The following is a 15,553-nucleotide window of genomic DNA, read 5'->3' as shown; positions in this document are numbered from 1 at the left end:
TTCCGCTGACTCTGCCGCATCGATCCCAGCCGCTGCTCCTGTTGTTGCTGCTGCTGTTGCTGATTCGACTGCGTCGGGGTCAATTCGGGGCCGACCTCACGTTGACCGGACTGCGGCGGGTCGCTCACCAACTCCTCGCCCGCGAGCTCACGGTCGGCGGGCGAGGCGCGCCCGGCCAGCACCCAGGTGTCCTTACTGCCGCCGCCCTGACTGGAATTGACGACCAGCGACCCCTCCGGCAGTGCCACCCGCGTCAAACCGCCCGGCAGCACCCAGATGTCGTCACCATCGTTGACCGCGAATGGCCGCAGGTCGACGTGGCGCGGAACGAGTTCGTTGCCGATCTTGGTCGGCACGGTGGACAGCTGTACCAGCGGCTGGGCGATCCAGCCCCGCGGATCCGACTTGATCTTGCGCCGGATCGCCGCCAATTCCCGTGGCGCCGCCACCGGACCGATCACGATGCCGTAACCGCCGGACCCTTCGACAGGTTTGATCACCAATTCGTCGATGCGGTCGAGCACCTCTTCGCGCTCGTCGTTCAGCCAGCAGCGATAGGTATCGACATTGGGCAGTACCGGTTTCTCGGCGAGGTAGTACTCGATGATCGTCGGCACATACGCATAGGTCAGCTTGTCGTCGCCGACGCCGTTGCCGATCGCGCTGGAGATGACCACATTGCCCGCCCGGGCCGCATTCACCAGTCCGGCGACGCCGAGCACCGAATCGGGCCGGAAGTGCATGGGGTCGAGGAAGGTGTCATCGATGCGGCGATAGATCACATCCACCTGACGCTCCCCGGCTGTCGTCCGCATATAGACGACATTGTCGCGGCAGAACAGGTCGCGGCCCTCGACCAGTTCCACCCCCATCTGCCTGGCCAGCAGCGAATGTTCGAAGTAGGCCGAGTTGTAGACGCCGGGCGTGAGTACGACGACCGTCGGATCCGCCTCATTCGGCGCGGCCGAGGCGCGCAGCGCGGCCAGTAGATGGGTCGGATAGTCGCCGACCGCACGGACCCGGTGCGAGGAGAACAGATCCGGGAAGACCCGCGCCATGGTGCGCCGGTTCTCCATGACATAGGAAACCCCGGACGGTGCGCGCAGATTGTCCTCGAGCACCCGGAAATCGCCGCGCTCGTCCCGGATCAGATCGATACCCGCCACATGGATGCGCACCCCGTTCGGCGGCACCAGACCGGCGGCCTCGCGGTGGAAGTGCTGACATGAGGTGACCAGCCGCTTGGGGATGACCGCGTCGCGCAGGATGTTCTGCTCGCCGTAGACATCGGCGAGGAACAGCTCCAGCGCCGTGACCCGCTGCTTGATCCCGCGCTCCAGCTTGGCCCATTCGGCGGCCGCGATCACTCGAGGCACCAGATCGAGTGGGAAGGGCCGCTCCTGTCCGGATAGCGAGAAGGTGATGCCCTGATCGATGAAGGCGCGATCGAGTGCGTCCGAACGGGCCGCGAGGTCGGCCACGTCGATGGGCGCAAGGGCGGAGAAGATTCCCTTATATGGCTGACGCACCCGGCCCTGGCTATCGAACATCTCGTCGAAGGCGTCCGCGTACCGACCGGGTCGGTAGCCCTCGAATAGTCCGGATGTGGTTGCTGTGCCGTTGCCGTTCGCATGCCCGTTCGACCGGCCACGGGGCGGGGCGGGGGATCGTGCCGAACGTAGCGGCGAGGCGGGAGTCATGCGAAAATCGTGCAACACGCAGCATCGATGCCATGTGAGACGCAAGTAAATTTCTTGCATCATCACTCCGGGTTACGCCCGCTTACCGCGGTCGGTAGCGTTGCCGGTCGAGGCGTTCGCGCGGTGGCGATTTCGCGTGCCGGGGCCGTGGTGATTTCGCCTGCGACGCGGCGACTGGTACCCTCGATCTTCGGCGTCGCGTTACCTGATTACTCCGGTTGTCAACGCGCGCTCGCGAACTTTTCAGCACAGTCCACCAGCGACAGGAACACGAGGAAACAGGCGTGGCCAACATCAAGTCCCAGATGAAGCGGATCCGCACCAACGAGGCGGCGCGCTTGCGTAACCAGTCGGTCAAGTCCGAGCTGCGCACCGAGATCCGCAAGGTCCGGGAGGCCTTCGCGGCCGGTGACAAGGAGAAGGCCACCGGTCTGGTCGTCAGCGCCAGCCGCAAGCTGGACAAGGCCGCTTCCAAGGGCGTCATCCACGCCAACCAGGCCGCCAACAAGAAGTCGGCTCTCGCGCTGGCTCTGAACAAGCTCTGATCGCACCGCTACCGTCCATACGTTGACGCAGCCGCCGTGGCCACGATGACCACGGCGGCTTTTGTCGTCCCGATCGGCTATTGCGAGGATCACTTTTCGGTTCGACGGGCTGGATTCGGATATTTCTTCAGCAATAGTTCAGCAATCTTCTGCCGCGGTGGCGTTGCCGCTCCCTGGGCGCTGAGCGGAACCGTCCCGGCAGGTGCCGTGTCATCGAGACTGTCCTGGCAAATCGGCAGGAAAGTGCCGGTCATGCCAGCATCCGCAGGTCATCGCCGCATCCCACTCCTCGAGCCGAATGCGGATCGGGCAGCGACATGTCGGAGGTTCCCGCTACGATTCGGCGCATGGTTACCGTGTACGCCAATCAGACGCCGGTTCGCTCCGAAGATCTGCCGGACATCATCCGCGCAGCCGAGGTCCTAGGCATCGGACTGAAGATCGAGAACGTCATGGTCCCCGATGAGGAAGGCGGCTACTCGCTGGAGTGGATCGTCACCCGGGACGAGGAAATTCCGGTCTACGAGGAGTGGGAGGGCCGGTACGAGGAGTCCGAAGACGACATCGAGCTGGTTCTCAGCTCGGTCGAATAGAACCCCGCGAATCCGCACCCGCACCGAGCGGGTGCGGATCGCTGAGTACTCAATCCATGTCGCCGTTCAGCCGGTCCAGGGCGGCCTGGGAGTCCGCATCGGCCGCGCGGTAGATGATGATGCGCTGATCCGGATCCTGTAGCGGCATGAGTACTTCGAAATTGACCACCAGCGGCCCGACCTCCGGGTGGCGCAGCGGCTTCTCCCCGCGCCCCTGCACCCGGACGTCGTGCCTGGCCCACCCCTGCGCGAACTCTTCGCTGCGTGCGGTGAACTCGGCGATCAGATCGGCCAGTTCCTGATCGTCCGGATGGGCCGCCCACGCGGCGCGCAGATCGGCCACGCCCGCGCGAATGACCCGATCCCGATCGCAGTAGAAATCCCCCATCGCGGGATCCAAAAGGCACAGCCACATGGAGTTGCGCTGCCGGGGCGGGAGGGCGCCGAAGTCGACGACCAACCGCGCCATTTCCGGATTCCACGCCAGGATGTCGTAGCGGTGGTTGATCAGCATCGCCGGCAGCGGCGACAGATCGTGCACCAGCAGCTCCAGCGCGGGCGCGGGGACGGTGCTCGGTTTTCCGGCATTGGGCTGGCGCTGCTGGGCCAGGTCGAAGAGGTAGGCGCGCTCGTCGGTGTCCAGGCGCAGGGCACGTGCTAGTGCTTCCAGGACGTCCGCGGATGGGCGTAATCCGCGCCCCTGTTCCAGCCGCACGATGTAGTCGGTGCTCACACCCGCCAACTCGGCGACCTCTTCACGGCGCAGGCCCGGGGTGCGCCGAGCCTGTTTGCGCGGGGGCAGACCCAGATCGACGGGATTCAAGCGCTCACGCCGAGCGCGCAGGAAGTCCGCGAGTGCTTGTGCCCAATTCGTGGAGCTCCCCGGCCCTGCGTGGTCACGCAAGCTACCGCTTGCGTGCCTGAGCTCGCTCCGCTGTGTCGCATTCACCGTGCTCGTCATTGCCCTCGATCTTACGGCTGACTAGGACTGGCCTTCCCAGGAAAGACCTTCCCTTACCCGAGCTCTCGAACCGTTCCAGACTCGAAGGCACCGGAAACGAAGTACGAACGACAGGAGCACGACATGTCCGGAGCCCGCACCCTCGATACCTACCGGTTGCTCGGCCGCTCGGGTCTTCGGGTGTCTCCGCTATCCCTCGGGACCATGACGTTCGGCGCCGATTGGGGTTGGGGCGCCGATAAGGACGAGGCCCGCAAGATCTTCGACACCTATGTCGAGCGCGGCGGCAACTTCATCGATACCGCGAGCCAGTACACCAACGGCACCTCCGAGCAGTTGCTCGGCGAGTTCAGTGCCGCTAATCGCGAAAGTCTGGTGCTGGCAACGAAATACACGATGCTGCGCCGCCCCACCGATCCCAACTCCGGCGGTAATCACCGCAAGAGCATGGTCGGTTCGGTGGAGGCCAGTCTGCGTCGGCTGAATACCGACTACATCGATCTGCTGTACCTGCACGCCTGGGACTTCCTGACCCCGGTCGAGGAAATCCTGCGCGCGATGGACGATCTGGTCCGCGCCGGCAAGGTGCTCTATGTCGGCATATCCGACGCACCGGCCTGGCAGGTCGCACGCATGCAGACCATCGCAGACCTGCGCGGCTGGTCCCCGCTGATCGCGTTGCAGATCGAATACAGCCTGATCGAGCGGACCGTCGAACGCGAACTGGTTCCGATGGCGCAAGAACTCGGCCTCGGTGTGGTGCCGTGGTCGCCGCTCGGCAGCGGCGTGCTCACTGGCAAGTACAGCCGCGCCGATTTGGATCATGACGCGGACAGCTCACCCGAGGGCACCCGCAAGAACGTGGCCGCCGCCAACGGATCGCTCAGCGAACGCGGCCTGGTGATCGCCGACGTAGTGAAAGATGTCGCGGCACAACTAGGTAAGACACCGTCACAGGTAGCGCTCGCCTGGACACTGCAGAACCCGGGCGTCACGGCACCGATCATCGGCGCGCGCACGGCGGCACAGTTGGAGGACAACCTCGGAGCACTCGAGGTCGAATTCGATGCCGCCCAGCTGGACCGGCTCGAACAAGCCAGCGCGATCGAACTGGGCTTCCCCCACGACATGCTGGCCCGTCCGATGACCCGCGGCGTCACCTTCGGCGACCTGAAAATCGAAGGCCGCGACTGAGATTCAATCCGATGGGGTGGGCGAGCCAGTTCGCCCACCCCATCAGCGTGTCAGGCACCAATCAGCCGGAATCCATTGCACTCGCCTCTTTGGCGATATCACGGGTAATATCATCGGCGGGTGCCTTCGGTCGAGAAGTTGCTCCAGAAGATGGCGGAAAGTCCGACCAACATCCGTTACGACGAGCTACGTAAGGTGTGCAGCGATCGCTTCGGGCCGCCGCGCCAGAAGGCACCAGCCATGCGCTGTTCAAAACACCGTGCGCGGGCGATCCACGGGTGAATATCCAGCGAGGAGTCGGTGGTAAAGCCAAGCCCTATCAGGTCAAACAGGTGCTTGCAGCGATCGAGAGGCTGGTGCAGACACAATGATGGAAATGACGATGAAGCACTCTCCCGATCTGCATTATTCGTTTCGGGTGGAATGGTCGCCAGACGACGAGGAGTTCGTTGGCCGATGCCTCGAATTTCCCTCCTTGTCCTGGCTGGCGGAGTCGATGGCAGAAGCATTCGAGGGGATCGTTCAACTGGTGGCCGACGTGGTGACTGATCTTCGCCGATCGGAGGAGCCGGTTCCCGAGCCGCTGGCGGATCGGAAGTTCAGCGGTCACTTCGCATTGCGTATGTCTCCGGCGCTGCATCGGCGACTGGCCATGGAGGCGGCTGAGCACGGTGTGAGCATCAATAAATGGGTCAACGAGAAGCTGGCGGCAACGGAGCGGTAGTTCCGGGATTACGGTGCAGCTCGGCTGTCTATTGCGCCCACGCTGAGCCTTCGACGCACGTCGACGGTGGACTATCGCCTTTCCCCTGCGTTCGGCGACACGGCCCTGCGCGATCGCATTCGCGGCACCCACTCAGCTTGCGGAGTGCAGGTCCAGGATTTGTGTGAGGGCGTGTTCCAAGGCGTAGGTGGCGTCGGCGGCGCCGCCCTTGACGTCGGCATTCAGCGTGGCGACTACCTGCATGGCCGTGCCGATGCTGGCCTGGTTCCAACCCCGTGCTTGGGCCTGAGCTTTCTTCACTTTCCAGGGCGGCATGCCCAATTGCTGGGCCAACTTGAACGGGTCACCGCGGCCCGCGGAGCCAACGCGGGCGATGGTGTGGACAGAGTCGGCGAGTGCGTCGGCGAGCAGCACATGCGGTACGCCGCGGTCGGTTGCCCAGCGCAACGCCTCCATGGCGCCGGGTCGATCCCCCGCGACCGCGAGTTCGGCGACATCGAAACCGGAGATCTCGGCCTTGCCCGAGTAGTAGCGGCGCACGGCGGCGATATCAATCTTGCCGCCGGTATCGGCGACCAATTGCGAACAGGCCGCTGACAATTCCCGCAGATCCGAGCCGACCGCCTCCAGCATCGCCTGCACGACCTCGCTCGAAACCCGCACCCCGGCAGTACGAAATTCGCCGCGCACGAACTCGACCCGCTCGGCCGCCTTGGTCAGCTTGGCGCAATCGTGCACCTGCGCACCCGACTTCTGCAGCGCGGGAGCCAGGGCCTTGGCCCGACCGCCCCCGGAGTGCAGCACCACGAGCACCACGCCTTCTGGCGGGTCGCCAGCGGCGGCCGTGATAACCGCGACCGCCTCCTTACCGGCCTCCGCCGCCGACTCGAGCACGAGCACCCGATCCTCGGCGAACAGAGACGGACTCAGCAACTCCGCTAATTCAGCGGTGCTGGCATCTCCGGCCCGCAGCCGATCGACAGGCACCGCATCGGGATCCGGCGCATCCGCCCGCACCTGCGCCGTAATCCCGGCGATCGCCCGTTCCACCAACAACTCTTCATCACCGAGCACCAGGTGCACTGCCGCAGTCCGCTCGCTCACGACTGCACCTCGTCGGTGCTCGGCTCCGTAGTACCCGACGGTGGTATGTCTTTGGTTCGCTCGCCACGCTCGCTCACGCGAGCATCCTACGGTTCGTCACCGACACGTCCGCACGACCAGCATGCGGACCTCGAGGGTCGTCGACGAGGTCGCCGCCCCTCACGGCACCTCCCACATCAGCCTTGTCCACCGCCCGGAACTTCTCCTGCCTGCCACCGGCGCGTATGCCGACGTCAACGGCCTGCACATGCTCAGCGGACCGTCGGCGGCGAGGTAGGCCAGTCCGATCCGCAGCTGCCGTCGAAGACGATGTCGCTGCAAAGCAGTTGGCGCAGGGTTGGCGAGATGCGGCACCGCCCGCATTTCCGCTGACCAGAAACTCTGATCCGCCGTCTCAGCGCGCGGTCGGCCGACGGACGCCGAGGTTGGAGGGCGACACATCCTCCCGCACGACCGCACCGGTCACCGCCCGGACGCGGCGCAGGGGTCCAGCTTGTCCGTGTCGGCGCGCGGATTATCGGGACGGCGTTCTGGCTCATCTGGTGGTCAGGGTTCGCAGCTGACGGCCCTCTCCCAGGACCAGTACGTCGCCCTGTCGATCGGTTCGCGCGACGGCGATACCCAGGTCGGCCAGATCAGCGAGCACACTCGGGTTCGGGTGGCCGAAGGTATTGTCGGCACCTACGCTGACCAGGGCGAGTCGGGGATGGACGGCGGCGATGAATCCTTTTGTCGTCGTTCGGGATCCGTGGTGCGGCAGCTTCAGAACATCGGCCTGTACGGGAGCGCCCGAGTGGAGCAGTCGTTGTTGCGCCGGGGCCTCGATATCGCCGGTGAGCAGGATCCGGCCCGCGGGTGTGGTGGCGGCGATCACGATCGAGCGGTCGTTGGCATCGTCGGCGCTTGGCGGGCCGGTCGGGCGGTGTGCGAGTGGTGCCGGGGCGAGTACGTTCAATTCGACATCGCCGAAACGCAATACCTCTCCGGAGGACAGCTCCAGCACCGGGATGTGAGCGTGCGATGCGAGACTGGCGACTTGCTCCGGTCCGCTGACCGATGCGTGCCGTTCCTCGGCAAGTCGCTCACGGGAAGCTCCCGTTGGCTCCACTGAATCCGCCTCGTATCTGGTCGAATTCGATATTCGACGGTCGCTGCTGCTTGCCGATTCGAGGTCGGCTGCGGTTCCGGAGAGTTCGCCGGGCCCGACCGCCAAGGCATCGACCGCGCGACCTTGTAAGGCGCCGGCCAGTCCGGCGATGTGGTCGGCGTGCGGATGGGTGAGCACGAGGAGCGAGATTCGGTTGATCCGCAGGCGATTCAGACAGTTGCGCATGATGCGCGGGTCCGGTCCGACATCGATGACCACCGCCGTGCGGTTACCGACGTATAATGCGAGTCCATCACCCTGACCGACATCACAGACGGCCAACACCCAGCCAGCGGGCGGCCAGCCCGGATGCCAGACCCGCACCGGAATCAGCACGACCGCGACACCGAGCAGTACAGCAGCGGCGAGGCGGCGCAGCATCGCCGACCGCAATGCCAGCAGAACGAAAACTACTGCAACACAGGCGATGGCCCCGCCGGTGAAACCACCGCGCATTGAGACCTCCGCGCCCGGCACGTTCGCCGCATGTTCGGCCACGAACAGCAACCACCACAGGGGCGGTTGCGCGCAGCGCAGTATCAGTTCGGCCAGCGGCGGCCAGGCCCCAGCAAGTACGGTGCCGATCGCACCAAGCACCGTGACCGGTGCGATTACGGGTTCGACCAGGATATTCGCAAGAATCGCGACCACACTGAGCCGCCCGGTCAGCGCGACCACGAGCGGTGTCGTAACTAGGAATGCGGCGGCCGATACGGCGACGATCTCGGCTGGCACCCGCCACCAGCCGCGAGAGCGCAACCAGTCCGCCCAACTGGGTGCCAACAGGATCAGTCCGGCCGTCGCCAGTGCCGACAGTCCGAATCCGGCGCGCACGGCCAGTTCCGGCCACAGCGCGAGCAGACCGATGACCGCAGTGCAGAGCGCGGGCAATGCCTGCTTGCGGCGACCGGTTACCAAGGCGAGCAAAGTAATCGCGCCCATTGCTCCCGCCCGCAGCACACTCGGATCCGGACGTGCCACAACGATGAACATCAGCAACGCCGCGGCCGCGACCGCGGCACCGACGCGCGGCCCAAGGGTGAGCAACCGCAACGCACCGAGTACGACCGCCAACAAGATCGTGAAATTGGCCCCGCTGACCACGCAAATATGTTCCAGTCCAGCAATTTCGAACTCCTCGCGGACTTCGTCGGACAGCGCGGAAGTGTCGCCGACTACCAGCGCGGGCAGCAGCCCTGCTTGCTGTTCGGGCAGTACGCGTGTCGCCGACGCGAGGTCGGTGCGCACCGCCGCGGCGACCCGTTGCCACCAGGGCAACGCCCCGACCACCACCGGCGGCCCCTGAGCACGCAGCGTGACGACGGTGAGATCACGATGCCACGGCTGCTCCGGCTTGGCACGGAACTCCACCGCCTGTCCGGGCAAGAGCTCGCCCCAGTCAGCGCCGGACCCGAGGATCATTACGGTGCCGCCCACCCGCACCGTCGCACCGCCCTGCCGATACTCGCGCAGTTGCGCCCGAACCGTCCACCGCTGCTCGCCTCCGAATGCACTGGACCGCATCGGTTTCGGATCATCATTGGGTATCACGACCACACGCACCGACGTGGCGGTGTTCCGCAACGGATGCGTCGCCACCCGATGCTCGCGCCACGCCCCAGCCACCGCGAACCCGGCACCCAGCAGCAGCGCGGCAAGTGCGGCGACGGCGACCACCCGCCACCGCTCACTGGGATGGGATACCGCGCGCAGCAGCACCACCCAGAGCCCGATCGCCAGCAGTACCAGCGCCGACGCCAGCAACAAACCGGCCACCCATCCCACCGTCAGCGCGACAATCGTTGCGCCCCAACAACTCAATGCCGCGGGCAGCAACCGCGCGTCGAGCACCGCCGCCGCTACCGACGGCCCACCATCCTCGGCAGCCCGTCGATCGATATCGCCCTGCCCATCCGCCACTCCCTCGAATGCCGTCATACCGTCACCAGATCGCGCAGCCGGGCCAGGCGTGCCGGGCCGATGCCGTCGACCTCGCCGAGTTGGGAGACATCGGTGAATCGTCCATTCGTGGTGCGCCAGGTGACGATTGCACGAGCAGTGACCGGACCGAGGCCCGGGAGGGCATCGAGTTCGGCTTCGGTTGCGGTATTGAGGTCGATTTTGCTCGATGGGCGGTGTGCCGCAGAGGAATTCGACGCCGAGCCGCTCGGTGGCCGTCCGCTTGCACTCATCGTGGTGCTGCCGACCTTCGGCCCTGGGTTCGGACCGCTCGGACCAACGAGCACCTGGTCGCCGTCCTGGAGACGCTGTGCGAGGTTGAGTCCGCTCAGATCCGCGCCGTCCCTCGCGCCGCCCGCGGCGGTGAGCGCATCGGCGACCCGCGATCCGGCGGGCAATCGCACCAGCCCGCCGCGATGGACGAGACCGACCACGCTGATCACCAATTCTGCTGCGGGACTGGTAGTTACCGTCAGGGCCGACGCAGCCGCACCGGATGATGCCGCCATGCTTGCGGCGGACAGCCCAGCCGGTACCGTGCCGGTGCTGACACGCACCGCGGACGGCAGCGGCACCATCTGCGCGACCGGTCGCTCACGCAACACCACGACAGCTGCGACGACCACCGCTGCCAGTCCGACCGCGACCAGCGTCACCAGTCCCCGCCACCCCGGATCCAGGCGAGTGCCCCGAAACCGTTCCGGCACAAGATGATCTCGCCACGCCGACCGCCGCCGCGGCTCATCCAGCCAACCTGGTGCCCGTACCTCGCCGACCCCGCCCGCCCAGTCCTCCTCATCATCGAGATCGGACCTGGTCGCCTCGGTAGACGAAAAATCGGTATCGGACTGCGCCGCCTCGGATAACTCCTCGTCATCCCAGCGTCCACCGCGAACCAGCGGCTTACTTCGCCCCGACCGTTTTCGGGATTTCGACGACCGCGGCGAACTTCGGCACAGGTCAGCACTTGCACGGTCGATACGCGCCGGACTCCCGGCACCGATCGTTCGGCTGGCACCGACTCGCTCGGTCAGCACGGTCAGTCGTCGGCGAATCCGCTCGCGCTCGTCATGTCGGGACATGGCGGCGACGCTAGTCCCGCCGCGAGGCCGAGAATCAGTGCCGACCAGGCGAAATAAAAAGTCTGTTGATAACTCCGCGCCTGTGGATAACCCCGCCAATCCTTTTGAACGTTCGTCAGGTCTGCCGCCGAAGGTCGGTCTGGTCAGCGTGACCGCAGCCAGTCGCGGAAGTGGGTGGTGGCGAGGTGGGCGCCTTCGGGCGCGGTGAGCACGTCGCCTTTGACCGGTGCGAATAGGCCGGCGGTCTCGTCGGTGACGACGTGGCGGTTATCGCCGGTCATCTCCAGTGTGATTCGGCCCAGTTCGTCGAGGGGGAAGACTTCGGGGCCGCCGATATTGCGGGTGCCGTGCAGCGGGGCGCCTGCGGCCACCTCGGCGACGGCGGCCGCGACTTCGGCGGAGCTGATGGGCTGAATCGGGGTGGAAGGCAAGCGGACGACGTCACCGTCGGTTGTCCAGTCCAGCGCCGCCACAACGAATTCCATGAACTGAGTCGCGCGCACAATCGAGTACGGGATCGTTCCGGCCTCGACCAGGTCCTCCTGCAGGGTCTTGGCTCGGTAGTAGACGAGGTCGGGCACTTGGTCGACGCCGACGATCGACAGCGTCACGATGTGCCGCACGCCCGCCGCCTGCGCGGCGGCCAAAAGGTGGGGCACCGAGGTGCGGAAGAAGTCGAGCGAGGCCTCGTCGAAGGTCGGCGAGTTGGCCACATCGACGACGACCTCGGCGCCGTGCACCGCCTCGTCCAGTCCGTCGCCGGTGACGAGATCGATGCCGGTCGAGCGCGAGCGCCCGGTCGCATCGTGTCCGGCCGCTGTGAGCTTCTGAACCACCTGGGAGCCGATGAGTCCGGTACCGATGACTGCGATCTTCATGAGCTTGCCTCCTGTTCGCTATCGGGGCCGGATCGCCCCGTGGAGCATCTTGTCGACGGTCGTTCGCAGCAGAACTGCGAATTCAGCAGCGATCCACTGGTCTTCTTGCTCACCCTGGGCTCCGGGGCGCGCGTCCATGCTCACCCGCCCGGATCCGGCGCGAGGTGCAGGCGGGTGGCCGCGTCGGCGATCACCTCGGCACGCCGTCCGATAATGGCGCTTTCACTTCCGCAGGGGATTTGTCAGGACGCAGGCCACGCCAGGACGGGTGGCGGAGGCGGCCGTCGCTGGTCCATTCGGTGAAAGTCACTTCGCCGACGAGGGCGGGACTTGTCCAGATGGCGTCAGGGACAGCGGCGGTGACGGTGGGGGTATTGCGTTGTAGGGGTTGGAGTTTGGATTGGAGGTCGGCAAGGGCGGATTGGGTGAAGCCGGTGCCGACATTGCCGATGTAGACGAGCTTTCCGGAGTCATCGTGCACTGCCATCAGGAGCGAGCCGATGGTGCGTGCGCGTCTACCGGTTCCCGGTCGCCAACCGACGATGATGACCTCCTGGTCCCGCATGTTTTTGACCTTGGTCCACAGTGGGCTGCGCCGCCCGGGCAGGTAGGGGCTGTCGAGACGTTTGCAGAGAACGCCCTCGAGACCGAGCCGTTTCGATTCGGCGAGCACGTCGGCGCCGGTGCCGTGCAATCGCGGGGGAACCTGCCAATGCGGGCCGCGTAGGCCCAGCTGTTCCAACAGTTGGCGACGCTGCTGGTAAGGCAGGTCGATCAGGGATCGGTCGCCGATGTGGAGTAGATCGAAGATCAGGTATGTCGCCGGAATGGACCTCCGCAAAGCGCGGATCATGGCGGGATTGCGCTGGTGCATGCGTGGCTGTAGTGCCTCGAAGGAGGTCCGGCCGTCGGCCGTGAAGGTGACGACCTCCCCGTCGACGACGAATCGCGGACTCCCGGGTGCGATATCCGCGAGTTCCGGCCAGGCCGCGGAGATGTCCTTATCGTTGCGCGAGATCAGCCGCAGGTCGTTGTCGACGTATCCGAGAGCGCGAATGCCGTCGAATTTGACCTCGTAGCCCCAGCGGTCATCGTCGCCGGGGAGAGCACCCGCCAGCGCCAGCATCGCCGCATAGCGCGGCAGCCTCGTCACACCCGCCTCGTCGCCATCGCCGGTCCCCTTGCGAACTCGAACGCTGCTGACAATTAGCCTGAATAATACCGACTGGTCTGGCAGGCGAGGGTTATCGAAAGATTCCTCTCCGGATGAGCGGGTCCGGACCGATTCCGGGCCTGCTCAACCGGAGAGGAATCCTGGGCATCCGGGGTTCTGTTGAGTGTCGGCACATGGCATCTACCTCCATTTCATTGCTGGGACCGAATCGACGGATCTAGGTGAACAGCCTCGTGACGAAGGCATTCATGTTGTCGCGGACCCGCTCGATCTTGGTCTCCTCGGTGATCAGATCTTCGCGGTACCGGTTGCCGAGCGCGGGCGTTCGCTTACCCCGCGCGTAGAGCGAACAAGCCAGATCGGTGCACATATAGGTACCGATCGAGTTGCCGCGGCGTCCGGATGCGCCCGCCTTGTGCGCGGTCATCAGCGACACGCCCTGACCGGTATGCGAGGTCAGGCAGATCGCGCACATCTGGGTCCGCCCGGATCCGCCGGTTTCGTAGCGCAGCGCGACGCCGACGATGCGATCATCCTGCGGCACAACGAGGTAGCCGCGGCCGGGCAGCGACGGATCGCTCCAGCCGAGGAAATCCAGGTCATCCCACGGTTGTGCGTCCAGGTCCCGGGGCACCGGCAACTTCTTGGCGGTCGTCTTGGAACAGTTGATGAACGACGACCTGATGTCGCGTTCGGTGACGGCTTTCATGACGGCATCGACTCCTTCGATCGATCGGTGGACAAACCGAAGGAACGCTACAGCTGGTCATTAGCCCGGGCAACGGAATTTCGAGTTCACACGCGGCGCATCACCGACACGACCTTTCCGAGCACTACCGCCTCGTCACCGTCTATCACGTCGTAGGCCGGATTGCGCGGTTCCAGATAGACATGCCCGTTGCGACGTCGATACACCTTGACCGTCGCCTCCCCATCGATCATCGCGGCGACGATGTCACCGGAATGCGCCTCGTGCTGTTTGCGGATCACCACCAGGTCGCCGTCGCAGATAGCCGCATCAATCATGGAATCGCCGCGTACGCGCAGTCCGAAAACCGTTCCGCGACCGACGAGTTCACGCGGCAGGGTCATCATGTCGTCGGCGTGCTCCTCGGCGAGGATGGGCGTGCCCGCGGCGATATCACCGACGACCGGAACCGCGACCGAATCCTCGGCCTGCTTCGCAACCACCGATGCCTGCAGGAACATGCGCACATCGATCGGCCGCGACATGGTCTCGCTGCGACGCAGAAATCCCCTGTCCTCCAAGGACTTCAGATGCTTGGAGACCGAGGACGAGGACCGCAGTCCGACGGCGTCGCCGATCTGCCTGGTATTCGGCGCGTATCCGTACCGCTGCACCCAGTCCCGGATCGTGGCGAGGATCCGCTGCTGGCGCGGCGGCAGGGTCGAGGTGTCGAGATGTTCGAAGGCATCGTGGTCGTATCCGGTCACCCGGGAATCGTAGAGGTGCGCTCGGACAATTCCCGCTTTGTCACACTCGGCCCGGCTGCGTCGTCATCCCGGTAGCGACCAGCACATGCGAACTTCGGAGGAACCATGACGACCATCCTGCTGACCGGCGGCACCGGCACATTGGGCCGCCACGTGACACCGCTGCTGGTAGAAGCCGGTTTCAAGATTCGCATGCTCAGCCGCAATGGCCACGAATCGACCGAAGGCATCGAATTCGTGACCGCAGACCTGCTCGAGGGCACCGGCGTCGAGCAGGCGGTCGACGGCGCGGAGATCATCCTGCACCTCGCGGGCGGCCCTAAGGGCGACGACGTCGCGACCCGACACCTGGTCGATGCCGCCGCCAAGGCCGGGGTGCGGCACATCGTCTACATCGGTGTGGTCGGCGCCGAAAAGCTGCCGATTGGTTACTTCAGGGCCAAGTTCGGCGCTGAACAGGCAATTATCGAATCGGGCGTCCCGTACACCATCCTGCGCGCGGCTCAGTTCCACGACCTCGCCCTGAAGACCGCACAAGCCATGGCGAAGAGCCCGATCGTCCCCGCGCCCGGCGCGGTGCTGTGGCAGCCGGTCGATTCGCGGGAGGTCGCCGCGCGACTCGTGGAGCTGGCGAGTGGCGCACCAGCCGGGCGGGTACCCGATCTGGTCGGCCCGACGGTGTACACGATGGCCGAGTTGATCCGCGGCTACCTGAAAGCCGCAGGTAAGCGACGGTTGTTCCTGCCGGTTCCGGTGCCGGGCAAGGTTGGGCGCGCGTATCGCGCGAAGGAGAATCTGACCCTCGATGGCGCGATGGTCGGCAAGCTCACCTGGGAGGACTTCCTCGCCGAGCTGGTGTGAATCCCCTTGCACGACCGCGGAAGCAATGACGTGTCAGCCCCATGACCGTTCTGCTACCGTGGCACACATGAAGCGCGCTGCTGTGACGACGACGCCGGAGAACGTCCCGGCGCGCTGATTCCTGTCCTGATCGAAAGCCCCGGGCGAGTGCCCGGGGCTTCGTCTTGTGGTCACTC

General features: G+C 65.4%; 15 protein-coding genes and 1 pseudogene. 6 read left to right on the top strand and 10 right to left on the bottom strand.

All coding sequences use genetic code 11. The annotated features are described in order from the left end of the window. Positions 1-14: 14 nt before the first annotated feature. Positions 15-1,700 (bottom strand): annotated as a pseudogene (locus tag ACQP2U_RS09110) (circularly permuted type 2 ATP-grasp protein); the annotation flags it as partial. Between the two features lie 284 nt (positions 1,701-1,984). On the opposite strand from ACQP2U_RS09110, the gene rpsT reads away from it, so the two are divergent. Continuing rightward, positions 1,985-2,245, top strand: coding sequence for a 30S ribosomal protein S20 (rpsT, locus tag ACQP2U_RS09105; protein ID WP_433714259.1), 261 nt, complete (start codon positions 1,985-1,987; stop codon positions 2,243-2,245). A gap of 89 nt (positions 2,246-2,334) precedes the next feature. Here rpsT and ACQP2U_RS09100 read toward each other — a convergent pair whose 3' ends face one another. Then, complete coding sequence (locus tag ACQP2U_RS09100) at positions 2,335-2,499, bottom strand: hypothetical protein (protein WP_433714258.1); 165 nt, start codon at positions 2,497-2,499, stop codon at positions 2,335-2,337. Between the two features lie 93 nt (positions 2,500-2,592). Here ACQP2U_RS09100 and ACQP2U_RS09095 point away from each other — a divergent pair, with 93 nt between their 5' ends. Then, positions 2,593-2,838: a hypothetical protein gene (locus ACQP2U_RS09095; protein ID WP_397033336.1), complete on the top strand. Its 246-nt coding sequence runs from the start codon at positions 2,593-2,595 to the stop codon at positions 2,836-2,838. Between the two features lie 49 nt (positions 2,839-2,887). Here the strand turns inward: ACQP2U_RS09095 and ACQP2U_RS09090 are convergent, their stop codons facing one another. Next, positions 2,888-3,799, bottom strand: a complete 912-nt coding sequence (locus ACQP2U_RS09090) for a helix-turn-helix domain-containing protein (protein ID WP_433714257.1) — start codon at positions 3,797-3,799, stop codon at positions 2,888-2,890. A 123-nt stretch (positions 3,800-3,922) separates the two neighbouring features. Between ACQP2U_RS09090 and ACQP2U_RS09085 the strand changes: the two genes are divergently transcribed. Beyond that, the gene (locus ACQP2U_RS09085; protein ID WP_433714256.1) at positions 3,923-4,993 is read left to right on the top strand and encodes an aldo/keto reductase; all 1,071 of its coding nucleotides are present in this window, start codon (positions 3,923-3,925) and stop codon (positions 4,991-4,993) included. A 376-nt stretch (positions 4,994-5,369) separates the two neighbouring features. Next, positions 5,370-5,717: a type II toxin-antitoxin system HicB family antitoxin gene (locus ACQP2U_RS09080; RefSeq protein WP_433714255.1), complete on the top strand. Its 348-nt coding sequence runs from the start codon at positions 5,370-5,372 to the stop codon at positions 5,715-5,717. A gap of 132 nt (positions 5,718-5,849) precedes the next feature. On the opposite strand, the gene holA is transcribed toward ACQP2U_RS09080, so the two are convergent. Further along, the gene (holA, locus tag ACQP2U_RS09075) at positions 5,850-6,821 is read right to left on the bottom strand and encodes a DNA polymerase III subunit delta (RefSeq protein WP_397033341.1); all 972 of its coding nucleotides are present in this window, start codon (positions 6,819-6,821) and stop codon (positions 5,850-5,852) included. Positions 6,822-6,942: 121 nt separating this feature from the next. Between holA and ACQP2U_RS09070 the strand changes: the two genes are divergently transcribed. Continuing rightward, positions 6,943-7,098 (top strand): hypothetical protein, encoded by a 156-nt coding sequence (locus ACQP2U_RS09070; protein ID WP_433714254.1) that lies wholly within the window; start codon positions 6,943-6,945, stop codon positions 7,096-7,098. A gap of 258 nt (positions 7,099-7,356) precedes the next feature. Here the strand turns inward: ACQP2U_RS09070 and ACQP2U_RS09065 are convergent, their stop codons facing one another. From ACQP2U_RS09065 to lexA, 6 genes are all read right to left on the bottom strand, one after another. Then, positions 7,357-9,906 (bottom strand): ComEC/Rec2 family competence protein, encoded by a 2,550-nt coding sequence (locus ACQP2U_RS09065; RefSeq protein WP_433714253.1) that lies wholly within the window; start codon positions 9,904-9,906, stop codon positions 7,357-7,359. Further along, positions 9,903-11,009, bottom strand: coding sequence for a helix-hairpin-helix domain-containing protein (locus tag ACQP2U_RS09060; RefSeq protein WP_433714252.1), 1,107 nt, complete (start codon positions 11,007-11,009; stop codon positions 9,903-9,905). Before ACQP2U_RS09060 ends, ACQP2U_RS09065 begins: the two co-directional genes overlap by 4 nt. A gap of 143 nt (positions 11,010-11,152) precedes the next feature. Next, positions 11,153-11,887: an SDR family oxidoreductase gene (locus tag ACQP2U_RS09055; RefSeq protein WP_433714251.1), complete on the bottom strand. Its 735-nt coding sequence runs from the start codon at positions 11,885-11,887 to the stop codon at positions 11,153-11,155. A 190-nt stretch (positions 11,888-12,077) separates the two neighbouring features. Then, on the bottom strand, positions 12,078-13,040 hold the full coding sequence (gene ligD, locus ACQP2U_RS09050) for a non-homologous end-joining DNA ligase (RefSeq protein WP_433714250.1): 963 nt from the start codon (positions 13,038-13,040) through the stop codon (positions 12,078-12,080). A gap of 238 nt (positions 13,041-13,278) precedes the next feature. Continuing rightward, a complete protein-coding gene (locus ACQP2U_RS09045; RefSeq protein WP_433714249.1) occupies positions 13,279-13,770 on the bottom strand; it encodes an FBP domain-containing protein in 492 nt (163 codons plus the stop codon). A gap of 86 nt (positions 13,771-13,856) precedes the next feature. Next, positions 13,857-14,516: a transcriptional repressor LexA gene (lexA, locus tag ACQP2U_RS09040; RefSeq protein ID WP_433714248.1), complete on the bottom strand. Its 660-nt coding sequence runs from the start codon at positions 14,514-14,516 to the stop codon at positions 13,857-13,859. Positions 14,517-14,621: 105 nt separating this feature from the next. On the opposite strand from lexA, the gene ACQP2U_RS09035 reads away from it, so the two are divergent. Further along, positions 14,622-15,377: an SDR family oxidoreductase gene (locus ACQP2U_RS09035; RefSeq protein WP_433714247.1), complete on the top strand. Its 756-nt coding sequence runs from the start codon at positions 14,622-14,624 to the stop codon at positions 15,375-15,377. Positions 15,378-15,553: the final 176 nt, after the last annotated feature.

The sequence above is a fragment of the Nocardia sp. CA-084685 genome (assembly GCF_050955785.1).
Taxonomy (GTDB): Bacteria; Actinomycetota; Actinomycetes; order Mycobacteriales; family Mycobacteriaceae; genus Nocardia.
Note: the sequence above shows the minus strand (reverse complement) of the source record. Positions and strands in the feature narration are given on the sequence as shown.

What these genes read in the sequence shown, in the direction of transcription:
- ACQP2U_RS09055 (WP_433714251.1), bottom strand. Translation starts at nt 11,887, where the DNA reads ATGAAGATCGCAGTCATCGGTACCGGACTCATCGGCTCCCAGGTGGTT.
- ACQP2U_RS09065 (WP_433714253.1), bottom strand. Translation starts at nt 9,906, where the DNA reads ATGACGGCATTCGAGGGAGTGGCGGATGGGCAGGGCGATATCGATCGA.
- ACQP2U_RS09070 (WP_433714254.1), top strand. Translation starts at nt 6,943, where the DNA reads ATGCGGACCTCGAGGGTCGTCGACGAGGTCGCCGCCCCTCACGGCACC.
- ACQP2U_RS09060 (WP_433714252.1), bottom strand. Translation starts at nt 11,009, where the DNA reads ATGTCCCGACATGACGAGCGCGAGCGGATTCGCCGACGACTGACCGTG.
- ACQP2U_RS09090 (WP_433714257.1), bottom strand. Translation starts at nt 3,799, where the DNA reads ATGACGAGCACGGTGAATGCGACACAGCGGAGCGAGCTCAGGCACGCA.
- ACQP2U_RS09035 (WP_433714247.1), top strand. Translation starts at nt 14,622, where the DNA reads ATGACGACCATCCTGCTGACCGGCGGCACCGGCACATTGGGCCGCCAC.
- ACQP2U_RS09100 (WP_433714258.1), bottom strand. Translation starts at nt 2,499, where the DNA reads ATGACCGGCACTTTCCTGCCGATTTGCCAGGACAGTCTCGATGACACG.
- ACQP2U_RS09080 (WP_433714255.1), top strand. Translation starts at nt 5,370, where the DNA reads ATGACGATGAAGCACTCTCCCGATCTGCATTATTCGTTTCGGGTGGAA.
- ACQP2U_RS09085 (WP_433714256.1), top strand. Translation starts at nt 3,923, where the DNA reads ATGTCCGGAGCCCGCACCCTCGATACCTACCGGTTGCTCGGCCGCTCG.
- ACQP2U_RS09045 (WP_433714249.1), bottom strand. Translation starts at nt 13,770, where the DNA reads ATGAAAGCCGTCACCGAACGCGACATCAGGTCGTCGTTCATCAACTGT.
- ACQP2U_RS09095 (WP_397033336.1), top strand. Translation starts at nt 2,593, where the DNA reads ATGGTTACCGTGTACGCCAATCAGACGCCGGTTCGCTCCGAAGATCTG.